The sequence below is a fragment of the Pseudomonas sp. genome (assembly GCF_030690725.1).
GTDB lineage: Bacteria > Pseudomonadota > Gammaproteobacteria > Pseudomonadales > Pseudomonadaceae > Aquipseudomonas.
Genome location: NZ_JAUYGD010000047.1, coordinates 1 through 17,136, shown reverse-complemented (window position 1 = coordinate 17,136; position 17,136 = coordinate 1). Strand labels below are relative to the sequence as shown.

Genomic DNA, 17,136 nt, shown 5'->3' with positions numbered 1-17,136 from the left:
TCGGCTGATGCATCCGCGGTGGGCGTTACTCGCTGGTGGCTGGGGCGTCTGCGCTGCGGGTTTCCATCTCGGCGACCTTGGCTTCGAGGGCTTCCAGGCGGGCGCGGGTGCGGGCGAGGACGACCATCTGGCTGTCGAATTCGTCGCGGCTGACCAGGTCGAGTTTGCTGAAGGCGCTTTGCAGCAGCACTTTGAATTGGGCTTCGAATTCACCGCGCGGCAAGGGCGCGTCACCGTTGAACAGGCGCGAGGCGTGGCTGGTCAGGGCGTCTAGCAGGGCTTTAGGTGGCAGCATGGTGAGGTTCCGTTTGCAGGTGGCGGCAGTGTAGCACGCAGCTTTACCCGGCTTGCCGGCTGCGGCCGGGTCAGGATTGGCGCGGGCTGCACAGTTTTCGCGCGTTGCTTGGTCGGCTGCTGCACCGTTGTTGTGCGCTGGCGGTTGGCTAGTACCGGGCTAAAACGCCTGTTTGTCGGGTAACTGCATGAAATAAATCGGTTTTGGCGGTTCTGGCAAGCTTTCTGCTTTGTCTCTTGCGACGCATGCACCGATGCAGTTCCGGTGCGTCAGGCGAAGCGGGGAAGTGTTTCGTCGGGAGCGGTTGGTGAGCATCGGTGCCGCTGGGTCAGGGCTGCGATGTATTACAAAAGCCAGGCACTGCGCTTAGACTTGGGCCGGGTTCGTAATTCCTGGGGCAAGTCCACCATACACGGGAGAGAGTTACATGAAGCTAGTCACTGCCATCATCAAGCCGTTCAAGCTGGACGACGTCCGTGAGTCACTGTCGGAGATCGGCGTGCAGGGCATCACTGTCACTGAAGTCAAAGGCTTTGGTCGCCAGAAGGGCCATACCGAGCTGTACCGCGGCGCTGAATACGTGGTCGATTTCTTGCCAAAAGTGAAAATCGACGTGGCCATCGCTGACGATCAACTCGATCGCGTGATCGAGGCCATCACCAAGGCTGCTAACACCGGCAAGATCGGTGACGGCAAGATTTTCGTTGTAAACCTGGAACAGGCGATCCGCATCCGTACCGGCGAAACCGGCACCGACGCAGTTTAAGCCTCCGAACGAACCCCACGCCCCAGGAGTTAAACCATGACTCTGCGAAAAATCGCAGGGCTAGGAGCCCTTTTGTCTCTCGTTCCTGGCTTTGCCATGGCCGAAGAGGCAAGCCTGAACAGCGGCGACACCGCTTGGATGTTGGTCGCCACTGTACTGGTGCTGTTTATGACCATCCCTGGTCTGGCGCTGTTCTACGCCGGCATGGTGCGTTCCAAGAACGTGCTGTCGGTGTTGATGCAGTGTTTTGCGGTAACCGGGTTGATCAGCATTCTGTGGGTCGTTTACGGCTACAGCCTGGCCTTTGACAGCACCGGCATGGAGCAGGGGGTCGTCAACTTCAACTCCTTCGTCGGCGGTTTCTCCAAAGCCTTCCTTTCTGGTTTGACCCTGGACAGCCTGGTGGCTGGTGTTCCGGAGAGTGTGTTCATCACCTTCCAGATGACCTTCGCCATCATCACCCCGGCGCTGATCGTCGGTGCCTTTGCCGAGCGCATGAAGTTCTCGGCCATGCTGATCTTTATGGCGGTGTGGTTCACCCTGGTCTATGCGCCTATCGCGCACATGGTCTGGGGCGGCGACGGGGCACTGATGTGGGACTGGGGCGTGCTCGACTTCGCGGGTGGCACCGTGGTGCACATCAACGCCGGTATCGCCGGTCTGGTGGCCTGTCTGGTGCTGGGCAAGCGCAAGGGCTTTCCAACCACTGCCATGCCGCCGCACAACCTCGGCTACACCCTGATCGGCGCAAGCATGCTCTGGGTCGGCTGGTTCGGCTTCAACGCAGGTTCTGCGCTGGCAGCCAACGGCAGCGCTGGCATGGCCATGCTGGTCACCCAGATTGCCACCGCTACAGCGGCGCTGAGCTGGATGTTCGCCGAGTGGATCACTCACCGTAAACCAAGTGTCCTGGGCATTGCCTCGGGTGCTGTGGCGGGTCTGGTGGCGATCACCCCAGCATCTGGTACAGCGGGGCCGATGGGCGCTCTGGCGATTGGTCTGGCCAGTGGGGTGATCTGCTTCTTCTGCGCCACCAGCCTGAAACGCAAGCTGGGTTATGACGATTCCCTCGACGTGTTCGGCGTACACGCCGTGGGCGGCATTGTCGGCGCCATTCTCACCGGGGCGTTCGCCGCACCGGCCTTGGGTGGCTTCGGCGAGGTGGAGAACATTCCGGCGCAGTTGTGGATCCAGTTCGAGGGGGTGGCCTTCACAGTGGTGTACACCGCGGTGGTGACCTTCGTGATTCTGAAAGTGATCGACCTAGTAATGGGCCTGCGTGTCAGCGAAGAGGAAGAGACCATCGGTCTCGATCTCGCCCTGCATAACGAGCGCGGCTACAACCTGTAAGCACACGGAGCGCGTCCGGAGCCAACCCCGGACGTCTTAACCGAATAGCGCTAAAAAGCGCAACGGCAAGAGGTGAACCATGGACAACACAGCATTGACTGCACTGCAGTACGGTTTTGATACCTTCTACTTTTTGGTTTGCGGCGCCCTGGTAATGTGGATGGCAGCGGGTTTTGCCATGCTCGAATCCGGTCTGGTGCGAGCCAAAAACACCACTGAAATTCTCACCAAGAACATCGCCCTGTACGCAGTGGCGAGCATCATGTACCTGGTGATCGGCTACCACATCATGTACTCCAGCCCGGAAGGCGGCATCCTGCCAAGCCTGGGTTTTCTGCTGGGTGAAGAGAACAGCGTTGAGTCGGTTCTCGCCGGCGGTGACGATGCCCCTTACTACTCGGCTCGTTCGGACTTCTTCTTCCAGGTAGTGTTTGCCGCGACCTGCATGTCGATCGTTTCCGGTGCCGTTGCTGAGCGCATGAAGCTGTTTGCCTTCCTGGCATTCGCTGTGGTCATGACCGGTTTCATCTACCCGGTACAGGGCTTCTGGAAGTGGGGTTCGGGCTTCCTTAACGAAGCGGGTTTCCTCGACTTCGCCGGTTCCGGTGTGGTGCACATGGCTGGCGCAACCGCTGCCCTGGCTGGCGTGCTGCTGCTCGGTGCACGTAAAGGCAAGTACGGCCCGAATGGCCAGGTCAACGCCATTCCGGGTGCCAACCTGCCGATGGCAGCGCTGGGTACCTTCATCCTGTGGATGGGCTGGTTCGGCTTCAACGGTGGCTCGCAGCTGAAGATGAGCACCATCGAAGACGCCAACGCCGTGGCTAACGTGTTTGTGAACACCAACATGGCGGCTGCCGGTGGCTTGATCGCTGCGCTGATCGTGGCACGCATCCTGTTCGGCAAGGCTGACCTGACCATGGCCCTCAACGGCGCCTTGGCTGGCCTGGTGGCAATCACTGCCGAACCGCTGACCCCAACTGCCCTGCAAGCCACCCTGATCGGTGGCGTGGGTGGCGTGCTGGTGGTGTTCTCGATCCTCGGTCTGGACAAGCTCAAGCTCGACGATCCAGTCGGTGCCATCTCCGTTCACGGTGTGGTCGGTATCTGGGGCCTGCTGGCTGTCTGCCTGACCAATAGCGACGCCACCATTGGCGCACAGCTGCTGGGTATCGGCGCGATCTTCGCCTGGGTCTTTGTGGCCAGCCTGATCGTCTGGTCCATCATCAAACTGGTGATCGGCCTGCGCGTTACCGAGGAAGAAGAGTACGAAGGCGTGGACATCGCCGAATGCGGTATGGAAGCCTATCCGGAATTCACCAAGCGTTGATTTCCTCTGCTTTCAACAAGGGCGCCTAAGGGCGCCCTTTGTTTTTTCCGAAAGCAACTAAAGGGTTGTGTTTTTTCAGCATGTGCGCGGTTGTGATAGAGCGGCAACAGACCCTAGAATGCGCGCCGTTGAGCGCAGTTCGCCGATGCGCCGCGCTCAGCCCAAGGCAAGGCCACGGGATTTTTTATCAGCGACGTTAGAAAGCTGACGCAGCTGGGCTATAACTACTCTGCTTTTCGCAAGTCATGAGGTTGGAACATGAGCGACGAAGATCTGGAACACGACGAATTAGAAGGCGCTGACGAAGACGAAGGCGAGGAGCTGGCTGCCGCCGATGATGGCGACAGCAGCGACGATGGCGACGGTGACGACGAAGTCGTACCCGCCAGCAAAGGTAAAAAGGCCAAAGCCGCCGTCGACGTAGAAGAACTGCCGAGCATCGAAGCCAAGCAGAAAGAGCGTGATGCGCTGGCCCGCGCCATGGAAGAGTTTCTCTCCCGTGGTGGCAAGGTGCAGGAAGTCGAGCCGAATGTGGTCTCCGATCCGCCCAAAAAGCCGGACAGCAAATACGGCAGCCGCCCTATCTAAGGGCCTGCCGTAAAACGAAAAAGCCCGCATGCCATCCGCGTGCGGGCTTTTTTGTGCGCGATGCCTTGTTAAGGCCGGCAGATGACTGTGTAGGGTGGATGGCGCTTTATCCATCCACCGCTCATCGTCGGTCAGGATCGCGTGTGTTCGTCTACGCCCAGCTATGCAGCAATGCCGGCAGCTCGGCCAGGCTGCGGATCTGCCCGTCCGGGGCATTGTCGGCCTCCCAGGCTTTGCCCTGGGGGTTGAACCAGATCGCCCGCAAACCTGCAGCCTGAGCGCCAGCAATGTCGTCGCTGGGGTGGTCGCCGATATGCACTGCGTGTTCGGCGGCAATTCCCGCGCGTTTCAGCGCTTCGGTAAAAGGTTTCGGGTCGGGTTTGCCGACGCCCAGCTCCTCGGCGCACAGGGCGAACTGGAAGTAGTCGGCTAGGCCCAGGCGGCGCACATCGGCATTGCCGTTGGTGATCACCCCGAGCTGGAAGCGATTGGCCAAGGCTTCAAGGGTTGGATGCACCTCGGCAAACAGCTCGACCTGATGGCGCGCGGCGAGAAACACCTGAAAACCAGCCTCGGCCAGCGCCTGCGCATCCGCGTGTGCATAGCCTGCATCTGCCAGGGCATGGAAAAGAATGCGCCGACGCAGTTCGCTGAGGCGATGCTTGAGCATCGGGTCGGCCTGCAACAGGGTGGCGCGAATCGACCACAGATGCTCCACCGGCACCGCACCCAGGCGCGGCGCATGCATCGCCAGCCAGTTGCGCAGCGCCGCTTCGGCGTCCTGCATCACCGGGGTGACATCCCACAGGGTGTCGTCGAGGTCGAAGGTGATCAGCTGAATACTCATTCTGTGCTGCCTTTGCGTTTGGCCCTGGGGTGCGCCTGGTCATAGACCGTGGCCAGGTGCTGGAAATCCAGGTGGGTGTAAACCTGGGTGGTGGCGATATCGGCATGGCCGAGCAGTTCCTGCACGGCGCGCAGGTCCTGGGATGATTCGAGCATATGGCTGGCGAAGCTGTGGCGCAGCATATGCGGATGCAGGTGCTGGCCCAACTCACGCACGCCGGCCTGACGCACGCGTAGTTGCACCGCGCGCGGGCCGATGCGCCGGCCCTGCTGGCTGATAAACACTGCGCCGTCGCCCGGGTTGGCCAGCGCGCGCAGTGGCAGCCACTGCTGCATGGCTTCGCGCGCCATACGCCCGAGGGGTAATTCGCGGGTTTTATTGCCTTTGCCGATGACGCGTACCAGGCCGGCGGTCAGGTCGAGGCCATCCAGGTTCAGGCCCACCAGCTCGGACAGGCGCAAGCCTGATGAATAGAACAGCTCAAGCATGGCCTGATCGCGGCGGGCGATAAAGTCGTCTTCCAGGGCGCCGTCGAGCAGCTGCGCGGTGCGGTCGGCATCCAGGGTTTTCGGCAGGCGCCGCTCGCCCTTGGGCGGCGTCAGGCCGCTGGCCGGATCGCTCTGGCAGTGGCCTTCACGAATCAAATAACGATAGAGGCCGCGGGTGGCCGAGAGCAGGCGCGCCAGGCTGCGGCTGGATTGGCCCTGCATATTCAGGCGGCCGACCATACGCCGCAGGCGCGCAGTGTCGAGTGCGCTCCAGCTGTCGATCTGCTCCTGGCTGCAGAACGCCAGCAGCGTGCTCAGGTCGTGGCGGTAGCCGATCAGGGTATGGGAGGAAAGCTGGCGCTCGCTGCGCAGGTGTTCGAGGTAGGCGTCCAGGAGGTCTTGCATGGAAGCTCCCTGCGGTGCGCGGTCGGTGCGGTGTTTAGCTAGCTGTTGAGAACTTAGCGCACCGAGCGCAGTGGTGTGGCAAAACCGGGTACGACACGGGCCAGCACTTCGGCGATATAACCGAGGAACAGCGTGCCCAGCGAGCTTTTGTAATGCTGCGGGTCGGCGCTGCCAATCGCCAGTACGCCATGCAGGCCTTGATAGGAGATGCTCACCACCGCCGCCGAACCAACTTGCGCGCCGTCTTCGGCGCCGAACAGGAAGTTCAACTCATGCTCGCGCAGTACCCCGCAGATGGTCTTGCCACCGGCCAACAGGCCGCCAATGGCTTGATGGGCTTCGGCGCTGCTGACCGAGCGGCCGACCGGTAGCGGTGCTTCGCTGAACAGAATCAGGCTGACAAAGGGCACCTGAAACTCGCGGCGCAGGCTGTCTTCAACGCAGCTGACCACTTCTTCCAGGCTGCTGGCGTCGAGCAGGTCGAGCACCAGGCGGCGGGTCTTGTCGAACAGGCGGTCGTTGTCGCGGGCTACGTCCATCAGTTGCGAGAGGCGGTGACGCATCTCGATATTGCGCTCGCGCAGCAGTTTCACCTGGCGTTCGACCAGCGACACGGTATCGCCGCGCTGGTGCGGAATGCGCAGCTCGGGGATCAACTCATCGTGGTCGATAAAGAATTCCGGATGCAGGCGCAGATACGCGGCAACCGTTTCCGAATCCAGTGGCTTGGGTGAATCCTGCTTGTCGGTCATAAACGAACCTGTCCTTCGTACACACGTACTGCGGGTCCGCTCATCATAACGGGCTGGCCGGGGCCTGCCCACTCGATGCTCAGTTTGCCGCCGGGCAGTTCGATCTGCACCGGTGAGTCCATCCAGCCCTGACTGATCGCCGCCACGACTGCGGCACAGGCGCCGGTGCCGCAGGCCTGGGTTTCCCCGGCGCCGCGCTCCCAGACGCGCAGCTTGGCGCGTTGGCGATCAACCACTTGCAGGAAACCGACGTTCACCCGCTGCGGAAAGCGCGAATGGTGTTCGAGTTTTGGCCCCAGGCTGTGCACCGGCGCGTTGTCGACACTGTCGACGCGCAGCACGGCATGCGGGTTGCCCATGGACACGGCGGCCAGCTCAACGGTCTGGCCGTCGACGGCCACGCTGTAGCTCAGCGCCTGCTGTTCGGCCTGGAACGGGATGTCGGCTGGCACCAGGCGCGGGGCGCCCATATTGACGCTGATCTGCCCGTCATTGCGCACGTCCAGCTCGATGATGCCGCCCTTGGTTTCCACGCGCATCTGCTTCTTCACCGTCAGGCGCTTGTCCAGCACGAAGCGGGCGAAGCAGCGCGCGCCGTTGCCGCACTGCTCCACTTCCGAGCCGTCGGCATTGAAGATGCGGTAGCGGAAATCCACGTCCGGGTTGCTTGGCGGCTCGACCAGCAGTAGCTGATCGAAGCCCACGCCGGTGTGGCGGTCACCCCACTGCTTGGCGTTTTTCGGCTGGATATGCGCGTGCTGGCTGACCAGGTCGAGGACCATAAAGTCATTGCCGAGGCCGTGCATCTTGGTAAAGCGCAATAGCATCAGACTTACTCCGGCAGGCGGCTTTCGCCCGCAAAGAGTTCGCTGAGCGTCTCACGGCGACGCACTTCGAAGGCCTGTTCGCCATCCACCATCACCTCGGCGGCGCGGCCGCGGGTGTTGTAGTTGGAACTCATGACAAAACCGTAGGCACCGGCCGAACGCACGGCCAGCAAGTCACCTTCGGCCAGAGCCAGGTCGCGGTCCTTGGCGAGGAAGTCGCCGGTCTCGCAGATCGGCCCGACGATGTCGTAGTTGCGCGTCGCGCCATCGCGCGGCTGCACAGGCACCACTTCCATCCAGGCCTGATACAGGGCCGGGCGGATCAGGTCGTTCATCGCCGCATCGACGATGGCGAAGTCCTTGTGTTCGGTGTGCTTGAGGTACTCGACTTGGGTCAGCAGCACGCCGGCGTTGGCGACAATCGAACGGCCCGGTTCGAACACCAGGGCCAGGTCGCGGCCGGCGATGCGCTCACGCACGGCCTTGATGTAATCGCCAGCCAATGGCGGCTGTTCGTCGCGGTACTGCACGCCGAGACCGCCACCCAGGTCCAGGTGCTTGATGCGGATGCCGTCTGCGGCGAGCTGATCAATCAGTGCGAGCAAACGGTCGAGGGCATCGAGGAACGGCGGCAACGTGGTCAGCTGCGAGCCGATATGGCAATCGACACCGACAACCTGCAGGTTTGGCAGCGCAGCGGCGCGGGCATAAACAGCCGGGGCCTGCTCGATATCGATGCCGAATTTGTTTTCTTTAAGGCCCGTGGAGATATACGGGTGGGTGCCGGCGTCGACGTCCGGGTTGACCCGCAGCGAGATCGCCGCTGTCTTGCCCAGCTCGGCGGCAACGATTTGCAGGCGTTCCAGCTCGTCGGTGGATTCTACGTTAAAGCAGTGCACGCCGACTTCTAGGGCGCGGCGCATGTCGTCACGGCTCTTGCCAACGCCGGAGAAGACGATCTTGCTCGGCTCGCCGCCGGCGCTGAGTACGCGCTCCAGCTCGCCACGCGAAACGATATCGAAGCCAGCGCCGAGGCGGGCCAGGACATTCAGTACGCCGATATTGGAGTTGGCTTTCACTGCAAAACACACCAGATGCGGCATGCCCTGCAGGGCATCGGCATAGGCGCGGTACTGCGCCTCGATGTGCGCACGCGAGTAGACGTAGGTCGGCGTACCGAAGCGTTGGGCGATGGCGGACAACGCCACGCCTTCCGCGAACAGCGCACCGTCGCGGTAGTTGAAGGCGTTCATAAGCTGTCCCTATTCGGTTTGCGCAGGCGCTGGCTGGCTTTCTTCCGGCAGGTACAGCGGGCCTTTCTGGCCGCAGCCAGCGAGCAGGGCGCTGACGGCAAGCATCGCGACAAAGGCAGTAAATAACCGCTTCATGGTGGAATCCTTGTAATAAAGCATGATTGCGCCGGAGTATACCGGCCCCCCGGCGCCTTGCCTATGCGCCGGGGTTCCCGTCGGGCGGGGCTTTGCCTGTATCTTTGGCGATGCACCCATCGCCAGTGATCAGGAGACTGGATGGACAACCCCGTACCCGTGAGCAGCTCGGTTTCCGTTGCCTACCTGCAAGGTTTGCTCGATTACCTGACGCGCCAGGGCGTCGACAGCGCTGAACTGCTGGAGCGGGTGCAGCTCAGCCCGCAGCTTCTTGCTCAGCGTGATCAACGCATCGCCGCCAGCACCTACCTGGAACTGCTCGGCCATGGCGTAAGGCTGACCGGCGATGAGCAGCTGGGATTGCACCTGGGCGAGGCCGTGCGCCCCGGTTATTACGGCGTGCTGGGTTACCTGATCATGAGTTGCGCGACCCTCGCCGACGCATTGCATCGTCAGGCGCGCTACGCCGCGCTGGTCGGTAATCTGGGTCAGGTCGATCTGGCCGATGAGCCGCCGCGTGCAGGGCTGGAGCCGCAGGTGGCGCACAGCTGGCAGCCGTTGTTGCCGCAGCAGAAGCGTCAGCTCAGCGAAGAAACCCTGGCGGGCTGGGTAACGTTTGGCCACTGGATCAGCGGCCTGGATATTCCACCGACCGAGGTGCGCTTCCAGCATTCGGCCCCGGCGGATACCTCGGAATACCAGCGGATATTCCGTTGCCCGGTGCTGTTCGATCAGGCCGATAACGCCCTGGTATTTCCCAAACGTTTGCTCGCCACGCCGCTCGGCCAGGCCGATGCCCAGGTGCGCCTGATGCTCGACGCCTATGCCGATCGCCTGCTTGGCGAGATTCAGCAGGGCCATAGCGTGCTCGACCGCGCACGCCTGGAATTGTCGCGCCAGCTGCCGGAAGTGGGCGCCGACCTGCAGCAAATCGCCGCGCGTTTGGCGCTCAGTCCGCGTACCCTGCAGCGGCGTTTGCGCGAAGCCGGGTTATCCTTCAATCAGTTGGTGGATGAAACCCGCCAGCAGCTGGTGTTGCATTACCTGCGTGACCCGGCGCTGGAACTGGCGGAAATCGCCTTCCTGGTCGGCTTCAGTGAACCCGGTTCACTGGCCCGCGCATTCCGCCGCTGGACCGGGCAAAGCCCAGGCGAATATCGCCGCCAGCTGAAAGATCATTAATCACCGCAGCCCAAGACTTTTGCAGTCGCTGAATTTTTTGAGGTAAGTCGCAATGAGTTTGACCGAAGCCCGCTTTCACGATCTGGTCGATGCCACCCAGCAGGCGGTGGAAGATATTTTCGATGACAGCGACCTGGACCTCGATCTGGAAAACTCCGCTGGAGTGCTGACTGTGCGTTTTGAAAACGGCACTCAGCTGATTTTCAGCCGTCAGGAGCCGCTGCGTCAGCTGTGGCTGGCGGCGCGTTCGGGTGGCTTCCACTTCGATTATGACCAGGCCAGTGAGCGTTGGATCTGCGACAGCAGCGACGAGCAGCTGGGCGAAATGCTGGCGCGCATCACCCTCGAACAATCCGGTGCCGACCTTGAGTTCGAAGAGCTCTGACGGCGCGGGCCAGGAGGTCGCCTCGCCCTGTCGTCGCCAGTGTTGTCTGGATGATCAGGATATCTGCCTGGGCTGTGGCCGCACGCTGCAGGAAATTCTTGCTTGGAGCAAAGCCGACATGCCCGGCAAACGCGCCATCTGCGCGGCTGCCGAGGCCCGCTTACAGCAGCATCACGGCATACCTTGACCGGGCGGTCTTGTTTATTTGAGTGGCTGTGATACGGTCGGCCTAACCCCTGCAAACCCCATCTCCTTGATGGGGTTTTGCTTTTTTTGCCCTTAGGTAGGAGATATATCCGCACCATGACCAGCGCACCTTCGCTCACCATTACCCGTCTTGACCTGCAGCGCCTGGAGCACCTGCTCGACAGCCTGGATGACTTCGGCCCCAGTGCCATTGCGTTGCAGGCCGAACTGGACCGTGCCGATGTGGTTGGCCACGACGAAGTGCCGGCCGGGGTGGTGACCATGAATTCGCGGGTGCATTGCCGTGAAGAAAGCAGCGGCAAGGATTACCACCTGACCCTGGTTTACCCGCAGGACGCTGGCGGTGAAGGCTGTGTGTCGGTGCTGGCGCCGGTCGGTACGGCGCTGCTGGGGCTGTCCGTGGGCCAGCATATCGACTGGGCCGCGCCCGGCGGCAAAGTGCTCAAGCTGACCCTGCTGGCGGTGGAGTATCAGCCGGAAGCGGCGGGCGAATACAGCCGCGCCGAGTGAGCAGATTGGGCAAAGCCTTCTAGAGTAGAGCTAAGCCAATCTCGGCATGGAGGCCGTATGTCCAGTCTACCCCTGTACTTTCCCCAAGGTTTTGACCTTCCTCGCGCGCTGCAATGCGCGCAGTTGGTCAGTTCGGCCTACGACCAATACAGCCAGTGGCAAGCCCAGCAGCGCCCACGGCGGCCCGAGGATTTCACCTGGCAGCTGCCTGCGCTGCCCGGCTGGGGCTTTTCCGCGCCGATCTGGAGCGTGCTCAGCGAGCTGCACTTTCTTAACGAATCAGAACCTTTCGGCTTTGCCGCGCGCGACCCGCAGGGCGAGGTCTATCTGGTGTTCCGTGGTACAGACACGGTGCAGGACTGGCTGGATGATCTGGATGCCGATCAGCGTGCTTACCCCTGGCAAGCTGGCCTGGGCAATGTGCATGACGGCTTTCTCAAGCTCTACACCTCGCTACGCGACCAGGCTTTGCAGGCTGTCGATACTCAGCAGCCCAACGGGCCACTGTGGGTATGCGCGCATAGCCTGGGTGGTGCGCTCTCCAGCCTGGCAGTGCTGGATCTGCGCGAACGCTGGCCGGACTTGCCACTGCAACACTATAGCTTTGCCAGCCCGCGCCTGGCCGCCCCGGATTTCGCCGCGCACTACAACGGGTTGCAGGTGCCGACCTTCCGCGTGGTGAATGACAGTGATCTGGTGCCGCAAGTGCCGCCGGGCGTTACCGGCAAGTGGCTATATCAGCATCTGGGGTTGGCGGTAACCTTCACGGCCAGTTATGCCTCGGTGGCCGACAATCACAGCCTGGCCGGCTGTTACCTGTACGCCTTGCAGAACCCGCAGGCGCCGATGCGCGGCTGATCAGGCTTTCTGCAGTGCCTGATTCAGCGCCGCTTCCAGGCGGCTTTTGTAACGCAGGTAATGCACGCTCTGCATATGCCCTTCGCCGAGTACCGCCGACAGGTCGAGGTCGGTGATATAGCAGGGGTAGCGTGCGCCATCGCGGCGTTGCGCGAGGATGTGCTGGGCGACGGCAGCGAACAGGTCGCCGGCATACTCCAGCTCGGAAAATTCACGGTGATTACAGTACAGGGTGACGTGTGAGCGCTTACCATCTGCCGGCTCGACGATGGCCTGCACGTCATAGAACGGGTGGCTGATCGGTGACAGCGGCGGCGGTCGGCGTTCCAGGCGTTGGGCGCGCAGCGGCGCATCCGGCAGCACCTGGTAATACAGCACCTCCAGCGGCTGATGCGCCGGCAGGTTATCCAGCGGCAGCAAGGCGTTGCGCCGGTACAGCACCGACTGTAGAAAGCGTTGCAGCGGGGTCAGCAGGCTTTGTTCATCACGGAACGGCATCTGCTGACGCCACAGGGCGTTGTGTTCGTCGAGCACGCTCAGTTCGGCCGTGGCGCTGGCTTCGTTCAGCCGGTAGAACACCTGAATGCACTGCGGCCGGCCCACGGGCAGGATCAGCGCCAGGTCCTCACCTTCCAGGGCGCTGCGGTCCAGGTGCAGCTCGCTGTAACCGGGAAGCTCCTCGCCCAGGTGGTCGATCAGTGTGGGCAGGTCTTTCAGGCTGGTGTGGTTGACGTGGCCGGGCTTCAGTTCGAGTACGTGGTAGTGCTGTTTGATCTGCAGCAGGTAGCGGTTGGCCTGTTCGCTGCTGAAGCTGCCGAGGGTTTCGCGGAACAGCTCTTCGACTCGTTCGGCAATCGCCGTGGCACGGTTGCGGCAGAAGCAGCGCACCCGCAGATTGGGCTTGCGGCCGCTGGCGGGCAGGGCGTTGAGGAAGTCGCGCAGGCAGTCGAGCAGCGCGTGCGGGCCGTCATAGCGGGTCACCAGTAGCTCGTTCCAGCTGTTCAGGGTGACCTGGTCGATGGTCAGAATCAGGTTCTCGCGCACCCCGGAATAGCCCAGCGCATCGGTGCGCTCGGTGGTCATGTGCATGTTCATCTGGCTGAACTGCTTGAGCGGGTCGATGCCGACGTTGACCAGCAGCAGCACCTCGCCGGGCACGCTGGCGCTGAGCAGCGCCGCTTCATCGACCGCCGGCAAAGGCAGTGGCACCACCTGTTGCAGGCTGCTGAGCAGGTTGGACAGCTCGTACTCGGTCAGGTCGCTGGAGCCTGGATGCAGCGACAGCCGCGTGCTGTTGTCGATCACGCCATTGCGCTGGCACCAGGCGAGCAGCTCGATAAGCTCGCGCGAGCGCTTGAGCGGTGAGAAGTCCTCCAGATCCTGAGCGTTGACGCTGCCACTGTAGAGCGCCCACAGCGTTTCATTGGGCTCGTCCGGGCTGGGGCTCTGCGCCAGGGTCAGGGTGTCTTCGGCGAGGTCCGGGGCGATGCCTGGGTTGATAAATTCGATCTTGCCGGCCTTGCGCTCGAAGGCGGCGTAAAGGCGGCGGCCGAGGATGCCCAGATCACGGCTGTTGAGCGAGCTGCCGGCGTGTTCGCTGCGGGCAAATTCGGAGAGAAAGCGGTAGCTGTAGGTCAGCTCGTTGACCAGCATGCGCCGCTCGGCGCTGACTTGGCGCACCTTCCACTGGCTGCGGCTGTCGAGCATCGCCAACTGGCGGCTGTCCCAGTTCCAGTCGCGGGTCAGGCGCTCGAGCAGCAGGCGTTGCCAGCTCTTGCGGTTGTTGCGCGGTGGGCGGCTGAGCTTCTTGTCGACCTTGAGGTACAGGCAGCGGCGGATCAGCTCCAGGCGCTCATGCTCGCCACGGGCCTTGAGGTATTCCTCCAGGCGGCGGTAGACCACGATGTAGGGGTCGAGCTCGTCGACGTCCAGGCGATTGGCGAACACCGCCTGCTTGAAGCGCAGTGACAGGCACTCGACCTTGGGGTGTTCGCTGGCGTAAACCTCGGTGAGCAGCAGCTTGAGCACCGATTTGTAGGGCGACTCGATGCCCTTGAACAGCTGCCACATGCCGGCGCCGATAAATTCTTCCGGCGGAATACGCGCCAGGTGGCCGAGGTCGAGCACGTCCTCGGCGCGGATAAAGCGCTTGGCCAGCAAGGTGCTGGTGTAGTGCTGATAGCGCTGCTCTTCATACACCGGCACCAGCCACCACAGCGGCGTGCGCCCGCCGAGCCAGATGGCGGTGCGGTAGAACTCGTCGAGCAGCAGGTAGTGCTGGGTGGTGCCGCAGTCATCCGAGGTCAGTTGCGCTTCGCGTTCGCCCTGGGTGAAACGGGCCGGGTCGATGAGAAAGAAATGCGCTTCGGCGCCGAAGGTGGCCGCCCAGCTTTCCAGCAGCGCGCACTTCTTGTGCAGCTCATGCAGCTGTTGCTGGCTGAGGTCGCTGGCGTGGCACACCCACAGGTCCATATCGCTTTGCTCGGCCTGGGCCACGGTGCCCAGGCTGCCCATCAGAAACAGGCCGTGGATCGGCAGCGTCTGTTTGCCGCGGTAGGGCTTGTAGGCGAACGAGCGGGTCAGGCGCTGCACTTCGGACAGCAGCTCGTCATCCGGCTCGAAGCCGCTGAGGCCGGCCGGGGTCAGCCCGGACACGTAGCCCGGCAGCAGCGGATGATTGACGTGGAACAGCAACGGCAACAGCTTGAGCACCAGTTGCTGGCGCGTCGACAGCGCCTGCATGGCGCGCTGCAGACGGCCCTGGTTGAGTTTGAGGAAGCGCGCACGCAGCTGCGTCAGTACCTTGCGGTCGATACCGTCTTCAATGTCCGGGCGAATTTCCTCGGTACGACTCATGCTCAGGCTCTGCAGGGCGGTGCGTGATCATGCCTTGCCAGGTGGCTGGCGGACGGCTGCGGATACAGGGTTATCGCCTGCGTCGCGGGCAGCTTGAGCAAGCCGCTGCAACGCAGGCTGGGTTGGCTCAGAAACGGTTTCGATCACGCACTGGTTGGCGCGATGTGAGGGCGCTTCTTAGGCCGCTTCGGTCACATTGAGAATGGTCAGCAGAACTTGCGCGTGTTCGGCGGCGTCGAGGCCCAGGCTGGTCAGGTAGCCGCCGTCGGGTTGATTGATCAGGCCTTTGTCGTGCAGGCGTTTGGCGGCGGCAATTGCCGAGGGAGTGGCAGTGTGGTGAACCTTGATTCCTTCCTGGGTGGTGCCCAGGTTGTACAGCGCGAGGATTTCCAGTTCGGCAATCAGTTCAGGGGTAAAGGCCATAAGTACTCCAGCTTCTTGTTTTAGTGAGCTGCGGCCGGCGGCGGCAGCACCCGCTGCGATAAATCGGCTGAAACAACAGGCAGCCTGCGAAGGCAGTGTAGTGAAGCCCCAGGCAGTCTGCCTGTGACCTGATGCTGCCAGAAGTTGGAGTGCTGTGGGGTAAATTTTTCCGGGTTGTTTACGACGCCTGTTCGGGTAGCTCGGGCAAGGCGCGCAGGCCCTGCTCGTAGCGGGTGAGATCGAAGGGGCGGTCATCGCGCAGCATGACGTCGATTTCATCGGCCAGCACCAGGGCCATCAGCTCGATGATCTCTTCGCGTTCATAGCCGACCAGGCTCAGCTTGTTCAGCACCGCCTGGACGAAGGCCGGTTCGCCGGCTTCCAGCTGGTTTTCGATGGCCTGGATCAGGGTGTCCTGGGCGAAATCTTCGTCGTCTTGCTCGCTCATATGCTGCTCCAAAAGAGTGCTGCTTCAGCCTTGGGCAAAATCCAGCAAAGCCTGGCCGGTAAGGCGGTAGGTGGTCCATTCGTCCTGCGGGCGGGCGCCGAACGACTGGTAGAAATCAATGGCTGGCTGGTTCCAGTCCAGCACGGCCCACTCGAAACGGCCACAGCCTTTGGCCACGGCCTGCTGCGCGAGGTGACGCAGCAGGGCTTTGCCCGCGCCCACGCCGCGCTTTTCCGGGCTGACGTAGAGGTCTTCAAGGTACAGCCCGTGTTTGCCCAGCCAGGTCGAGTAATTGAAAAAGTACACGGCATAGCCAATCGGCTGACCTTCATGCTCACAGATCAGCGCGCGGGTGCTGCTTTCGGGGCCGAACAGGCTCGCCTCGATCCCCGCTGCGTCGGTCTTCACCTCATGCTCGGCTTTCTCGTAGATCGCCAGGTCGGTGATAAAACCCAGGATCAGGGCGGCGTCTTCGATGGTAGCGGTGCGGATATGCAGAGACATGGGTACTTAACCGTAGAGAAAAACCAGAACAGTCAGCGGCAGGCCGGCCACACAGAGAAAGCCGAAGGCGCTGACCCAGCTGCTGCGCGGGTCCATCGGGTCGGATATACGCAGCGGCAGGCGCGGATAGCTGCCCAGCGTGAGCAGACGCAGCACCAGCCAGCCGCTGGCGTAGAAGAGGTAGCCGAACACCAGCTCCAGTACGACTTCCGCCAGGACAGCCAGGCCGCGTAGCAATAGCTCGAGCATGGGACATCCCTTTCCCTTGGTGTGTCGACGATCAGCGCGTAGCCAACAGCTCGCGGCCGCGCACGACAGCCGCACGCACCTGATTCGGCGCGGTGCCGCCGATATGGTCGCGGGCGTTGACCGAGCCTTCCAGGGTCAGCACGGCAAACACGTCCTGCTCGATCTGCTCGCTGAACTGGCGCAGCTCGGCCAGGCTCATCTCGGCCAGGTCCTTGCCGGACTCGACGCCATATTTCACCGCATGGCCGACGATCTCGTGGCAATCGCGGAACGGCAGGCCCTTGCGTACCAGGTAGTCGGCGAGATCCGTGGCGGTGGAGAAGCCACGTAGCGCCGCTTCACGCATGATCGCGTGCTTGGGCTTGATCGCCGGGATCATGTCGGCAAAGGCGCGTAGCGAGTCGCGCAGGGTGTCGGCGGCGTCGAACAGCGGTTCCTTGTCTTCCTGGTTGTCCTTGTTGTAGGCCAGCGGCTGGCC

The 17,136-nt window shown here is 62.3% G+C and carries 21 protein-coding genes and 2 pseudogenes; 10 read left to right on the top strand and 13 right to left on the bottom strand.

From position 1 onward, the window contains the following. Nucleotides 1–25: 25 nt before the first annotated feature. Nucleotides 26–295 (bottom strand): accessory factor UbiK family protein, encoded by a 270-nt coding sequence (locus Q8O69_RS11605; protein ID WP_305592263.1) that lies wholly within the window; start codon nucleotides 293–295, stop codon nucleotides 26–28. 427 nt (nucleotides 296–722) lie between these two features. On the opposite strand from Q8O69_RS11605, the gene glnK reads away from it, so the two are divergent. From glnK to sutA, 4 genes are all read left to right on the top strand, one after another. Further along, nucleotides 723–1,061 (top strand): P-II family nitrogen regulator, encoded by a 339-nt coding sequence (gene glnK / locus Q8O69_RS11600; RefSeq protein ID WP_021700071.1) that lies wholly within the window; start codon nucleotides 723–725, stop codon nucleotides 1,059–1,061. Nucleotides 1,062–1,097: 36 nt separating this feature from the next. After that, nucleotides 1,098–2,411 (top strand): ammonium transporter, encoded by a 1,314-nt coding sequence (locus Q8O69_RS11595; RefSeq protein WP_305592260.1) that lies wholly within the window; start codon nucleotides 1,098–1,100, stop codon nucleotides 2,409–2,411. Between the two features lie 79 nt (nucleotides 2,412–2,490). Further along, nucleotides 2,491–3,741: an ammonium transporter gene (locus Q8O69_RS11590; RefSeq protein WP_305592258.1), complete on the top strand. Its 1,251-nt coding sequence runs from the start codon at nucleotides 2,491–2,493 to the stop codon at nucleotides 3,739–3,741. Nucleotides 3,742–3,999: 258 nt separating this feature from the next. Then, entirely contained in the window at nucleotides 4,000–4,329 is a 330-nt protein-coding gene (gene sutA, locus Q8O69_RS11585; RefSeq protein ID WP_160014953.1) for a transcriptional regulator SutA, read from the top strand. Nucleotides 4,330–4,480: 151 nt separating this feature from the next. On the opposite strand, the gene Q8O69_RS11580 is transcribed toward sutA, so the two are convergent. Genes Q8O69_RS11580 through Q8O69_RS11555 form a run of 6 tightly spaced genes read right to left on the bottom strand, consistent with a single transcriptional unit; the run spans nucleotide 4,481 to nucleotide 9,036 of the window. Beyond that, the gene (locus Q8O69_RS11580; protein WP_305592255.1) at nucleotides 4,481–5,176 is read right to left on the bottom strand and encodes an HAD family hydrolase; all 696 of its coding nucleotides are present in this window, start codon (nucleotides 5,174–5,176) and stop codon (nucleotides 4,481–4,483) included. Further along, entirely contained in the window at nucleotides 5,173–6,069 is an 897-nt protein-coding gene (gene xerC, locus Q8O69_RS11575; RefSeq protein ID WP_305592253.1) for a tyrosine recombinase XerC, read from the bottom strand. Before xerC ends, Q8O69_RS11580 begins: the two co-directional genes overlap by 4 nt. A gap of 53 nt (nucleotides 6,070–6,122) precedes the next feature. Further along, nucleotides 6,123–6,821 (bottom strand): DUF484 family protein, encoded by a 699-nt coding sequence (locus Q8O69_RS11570; RefSeq protein WP_305592251.1) that lies wholly within the window; start codon nucleotides 6,819–6,821, stop codon nucleotides 6,123–6,125. Then, nucleotides 6,818–7,648 (bottom strand): diaminopimelate epimerase, encoded by an 831-nt coding sequence (dapF, locus tag Q8O69_RS11565; RefSeq protein ID WP_305592249.1) that lies wholly within the window; start codon nucleotides 7,646–7,648, stop codon nucleotides 6,818–6,820. The genes Q8O69_RS11570 and dapF overlap by 4 nt, the downstream gene beginning before the upstream one ends. A gap of 5 nt (nucleotides 7,649–7,653) precedes the next feature. Then, nucleotides 7,654–8,901: a diaminopimelate decarboxylase gene (lysA, locus tag Q8O69_RS11560; protein WP_305592247.1), complete on the bottom strand. Its 1,248-nt coding sequence runs from the start codon at nucleotides 8,899–8,901 to the stop codon at nucleotides 7,654–7,656. Between the two features lie 9 nt (nucleotides 8,902–8,910). Then, nucleotides 8,911–9,036 (bottom strand): lipoprotein, encoded by a 126-nt coding sequence (locus tag Q8O69_RS11555; RefSeq protein WP_090387640.1) that lies wholly within the window; start codon nucleotides 9,034–9,036, stop codon nucleotides 8,911–8,913. Between the two features lie 141 nt (nucleotides 9,037–9,177). Between Q8O69_RS11555 and Q8O69_RS11550 the strand changes: the two genes are divergently transcribed. The 6 genes and pseudogenes from Q8O69_RS11550 (at nucleotide 9,178) to Q8O69_RS22195 (ending at nucleotide 12,200) form a co-directional block, all read left to right on the top strand. Then, on the top strand, nucleotides 9,178–10,218 hold the full coding sequence (locus Q8O69_RS11550; RefSeq protein ID WP_305592244.1) for an AraC family transcriptional regulator: 1,041 nt from the start codon (nucleotides 9,178–9,180) through the stop codon (nucleotides 10,216–10,218). A 52-nt stretch (nucleotides 10,219–10,270) separates the two neighbouring features. Beyond that, nucleotides 10,271–10,603 (top strand): iron donor protein CyaY, encoded by a 333-nt coding sequence (gene cyaY / locus Q8O69_RS11545; protein ID WP_090254611.1) that lies wholly within the window; start codon nucleotides 10,271–10,273, stop codon nucleotides 10,601–10,603. After that, a complete protein-coding gene (locus tag Q8O69_RS11540; RefSeq protein WP_305592242.1) occupies nucleotides 10,584–10,790 on the top strand; it encodes a DUF1289 domain-containing protein in 207 nt (68 codons plus the stop codon). The genes cyaY and Q8O69_RS11540 overlap by 20 nt, the downstream gene beginning before the upstream one ends. Before the next feature lie 116 nt (nucleotides 10,791–10,906). Then, nucleotides 10,907–11,320 (top strand): nucleoside diphosphate kinase regulator, encoded by a 414-nt coding sequence (gene rnk / locus Q8O69_RS11535; RefSeq protein ID WP_305592240.1) that lies wholly within the window; start codon nucleotides 10,907–10,909, stop codon nucleotides 11,318–11,320. A gap of 57 nt (nucleotides 11,321–11,377) precedes the next feature. After that, nucleotides 11,378–12,022 (top strand): annotated as a pseudogene (locus tag Q8O69_RS11530) (lipase family protein); the annotation flags it as partial. A 73-nt stretch (nucleotides 12,023–12,095) separates the two neighbouring features. Next, nucleotides 12,096–12,200, top strand: a complete 105-nt coding sequence (locus tag Q8O69_RS22195) for a Dickkopf N-terminal cysteine-rich domain-containing protein (RefSeq protein WP_371136114.1) — start codon at nucleotides 12,096–12,098, stop codon at nucleotides 12,198–12,200. On the opposite strand, the gene Q8O69_RS11525 is transcribed toward Q8O69_RS22195, so the two are convergent. From Q8O69_RS11525 to Q8O69_RS11500, 6 genes and pseudogenes are all read right to left on the bottom strand, one after another. After that, complete coding sequence (locus Q8O69_RS11525; RefSeq protein ID WP_305592236.1) at nucleotides 12,179–15,034, bottom strand: class I adenylate cyclase; 2,856 nt, start codon at nucleotides 15,032–15,034, stop codon at nucleotides 12,179–12,181. The genes Q8O69_RS22195 and Q8O69_RS11525 overlap by 22 nt on opposite strands. 177 nt (nucleotides 15,035–15,211) lie before the next feature. Then, complete coding sequence (locus tag Q8O69_RS11520; protein ID WP_305592235.1) at nucleotides 15,212–15,457, bottom strand: TIGR02647 family protein; 246 nt, start codon at nucleotides 15,455–15,457, stop codon at nucleotides 15,212–15,214. Between the two features lie 178 nt (nucleotides 15,458–15,635). Then, nucleotides 15,636–15,905: a hypothetical protein gene (locus Q8O69_RS11515; RefSeq protein WP_305592233.1), complete on the bottom strand. Its 270-nt coding sequence runs from the start codon at nucleotides 15,903–15,905 to the stop codon at nucleotides 15,636–15,638. Nucleotides 15,906–15,929: 24 nt separating this feature from the next. Next, nucleotides 15,930–16,409, bottom strand: a complete 480-nt coding sequence (locus tag Q8O69_RS11510; protein ID WP_305592231.1) for a GNAT family N-acetyltransferase — start codon at nucleotides 16,407–16,409, stop codon at nucleotides 15,930–15,932. 6 nt (nucleotides 16,410–16,415) lie between these two features. Further along, complete coding sequence (locus tag Q8O69_RS11505; RefSeq protein ID WP_305592229.1) at nucleotides 16,416–16,658, bottom strand: hypothetical protein; 243 nt, start codon at nucleotides 16,656–16,658, stop codon at nucleotides 16,416–16,418. A 31-nt stretch (nucleotides 16,659–16,689) separates the two neighbouring features. Then, nucleotides 16,690–17,136 (bottom strand): annotated as a pseudogene (locus Q8O69_RS11500) (argininosuccinate lyase); the annotation flags it as partial.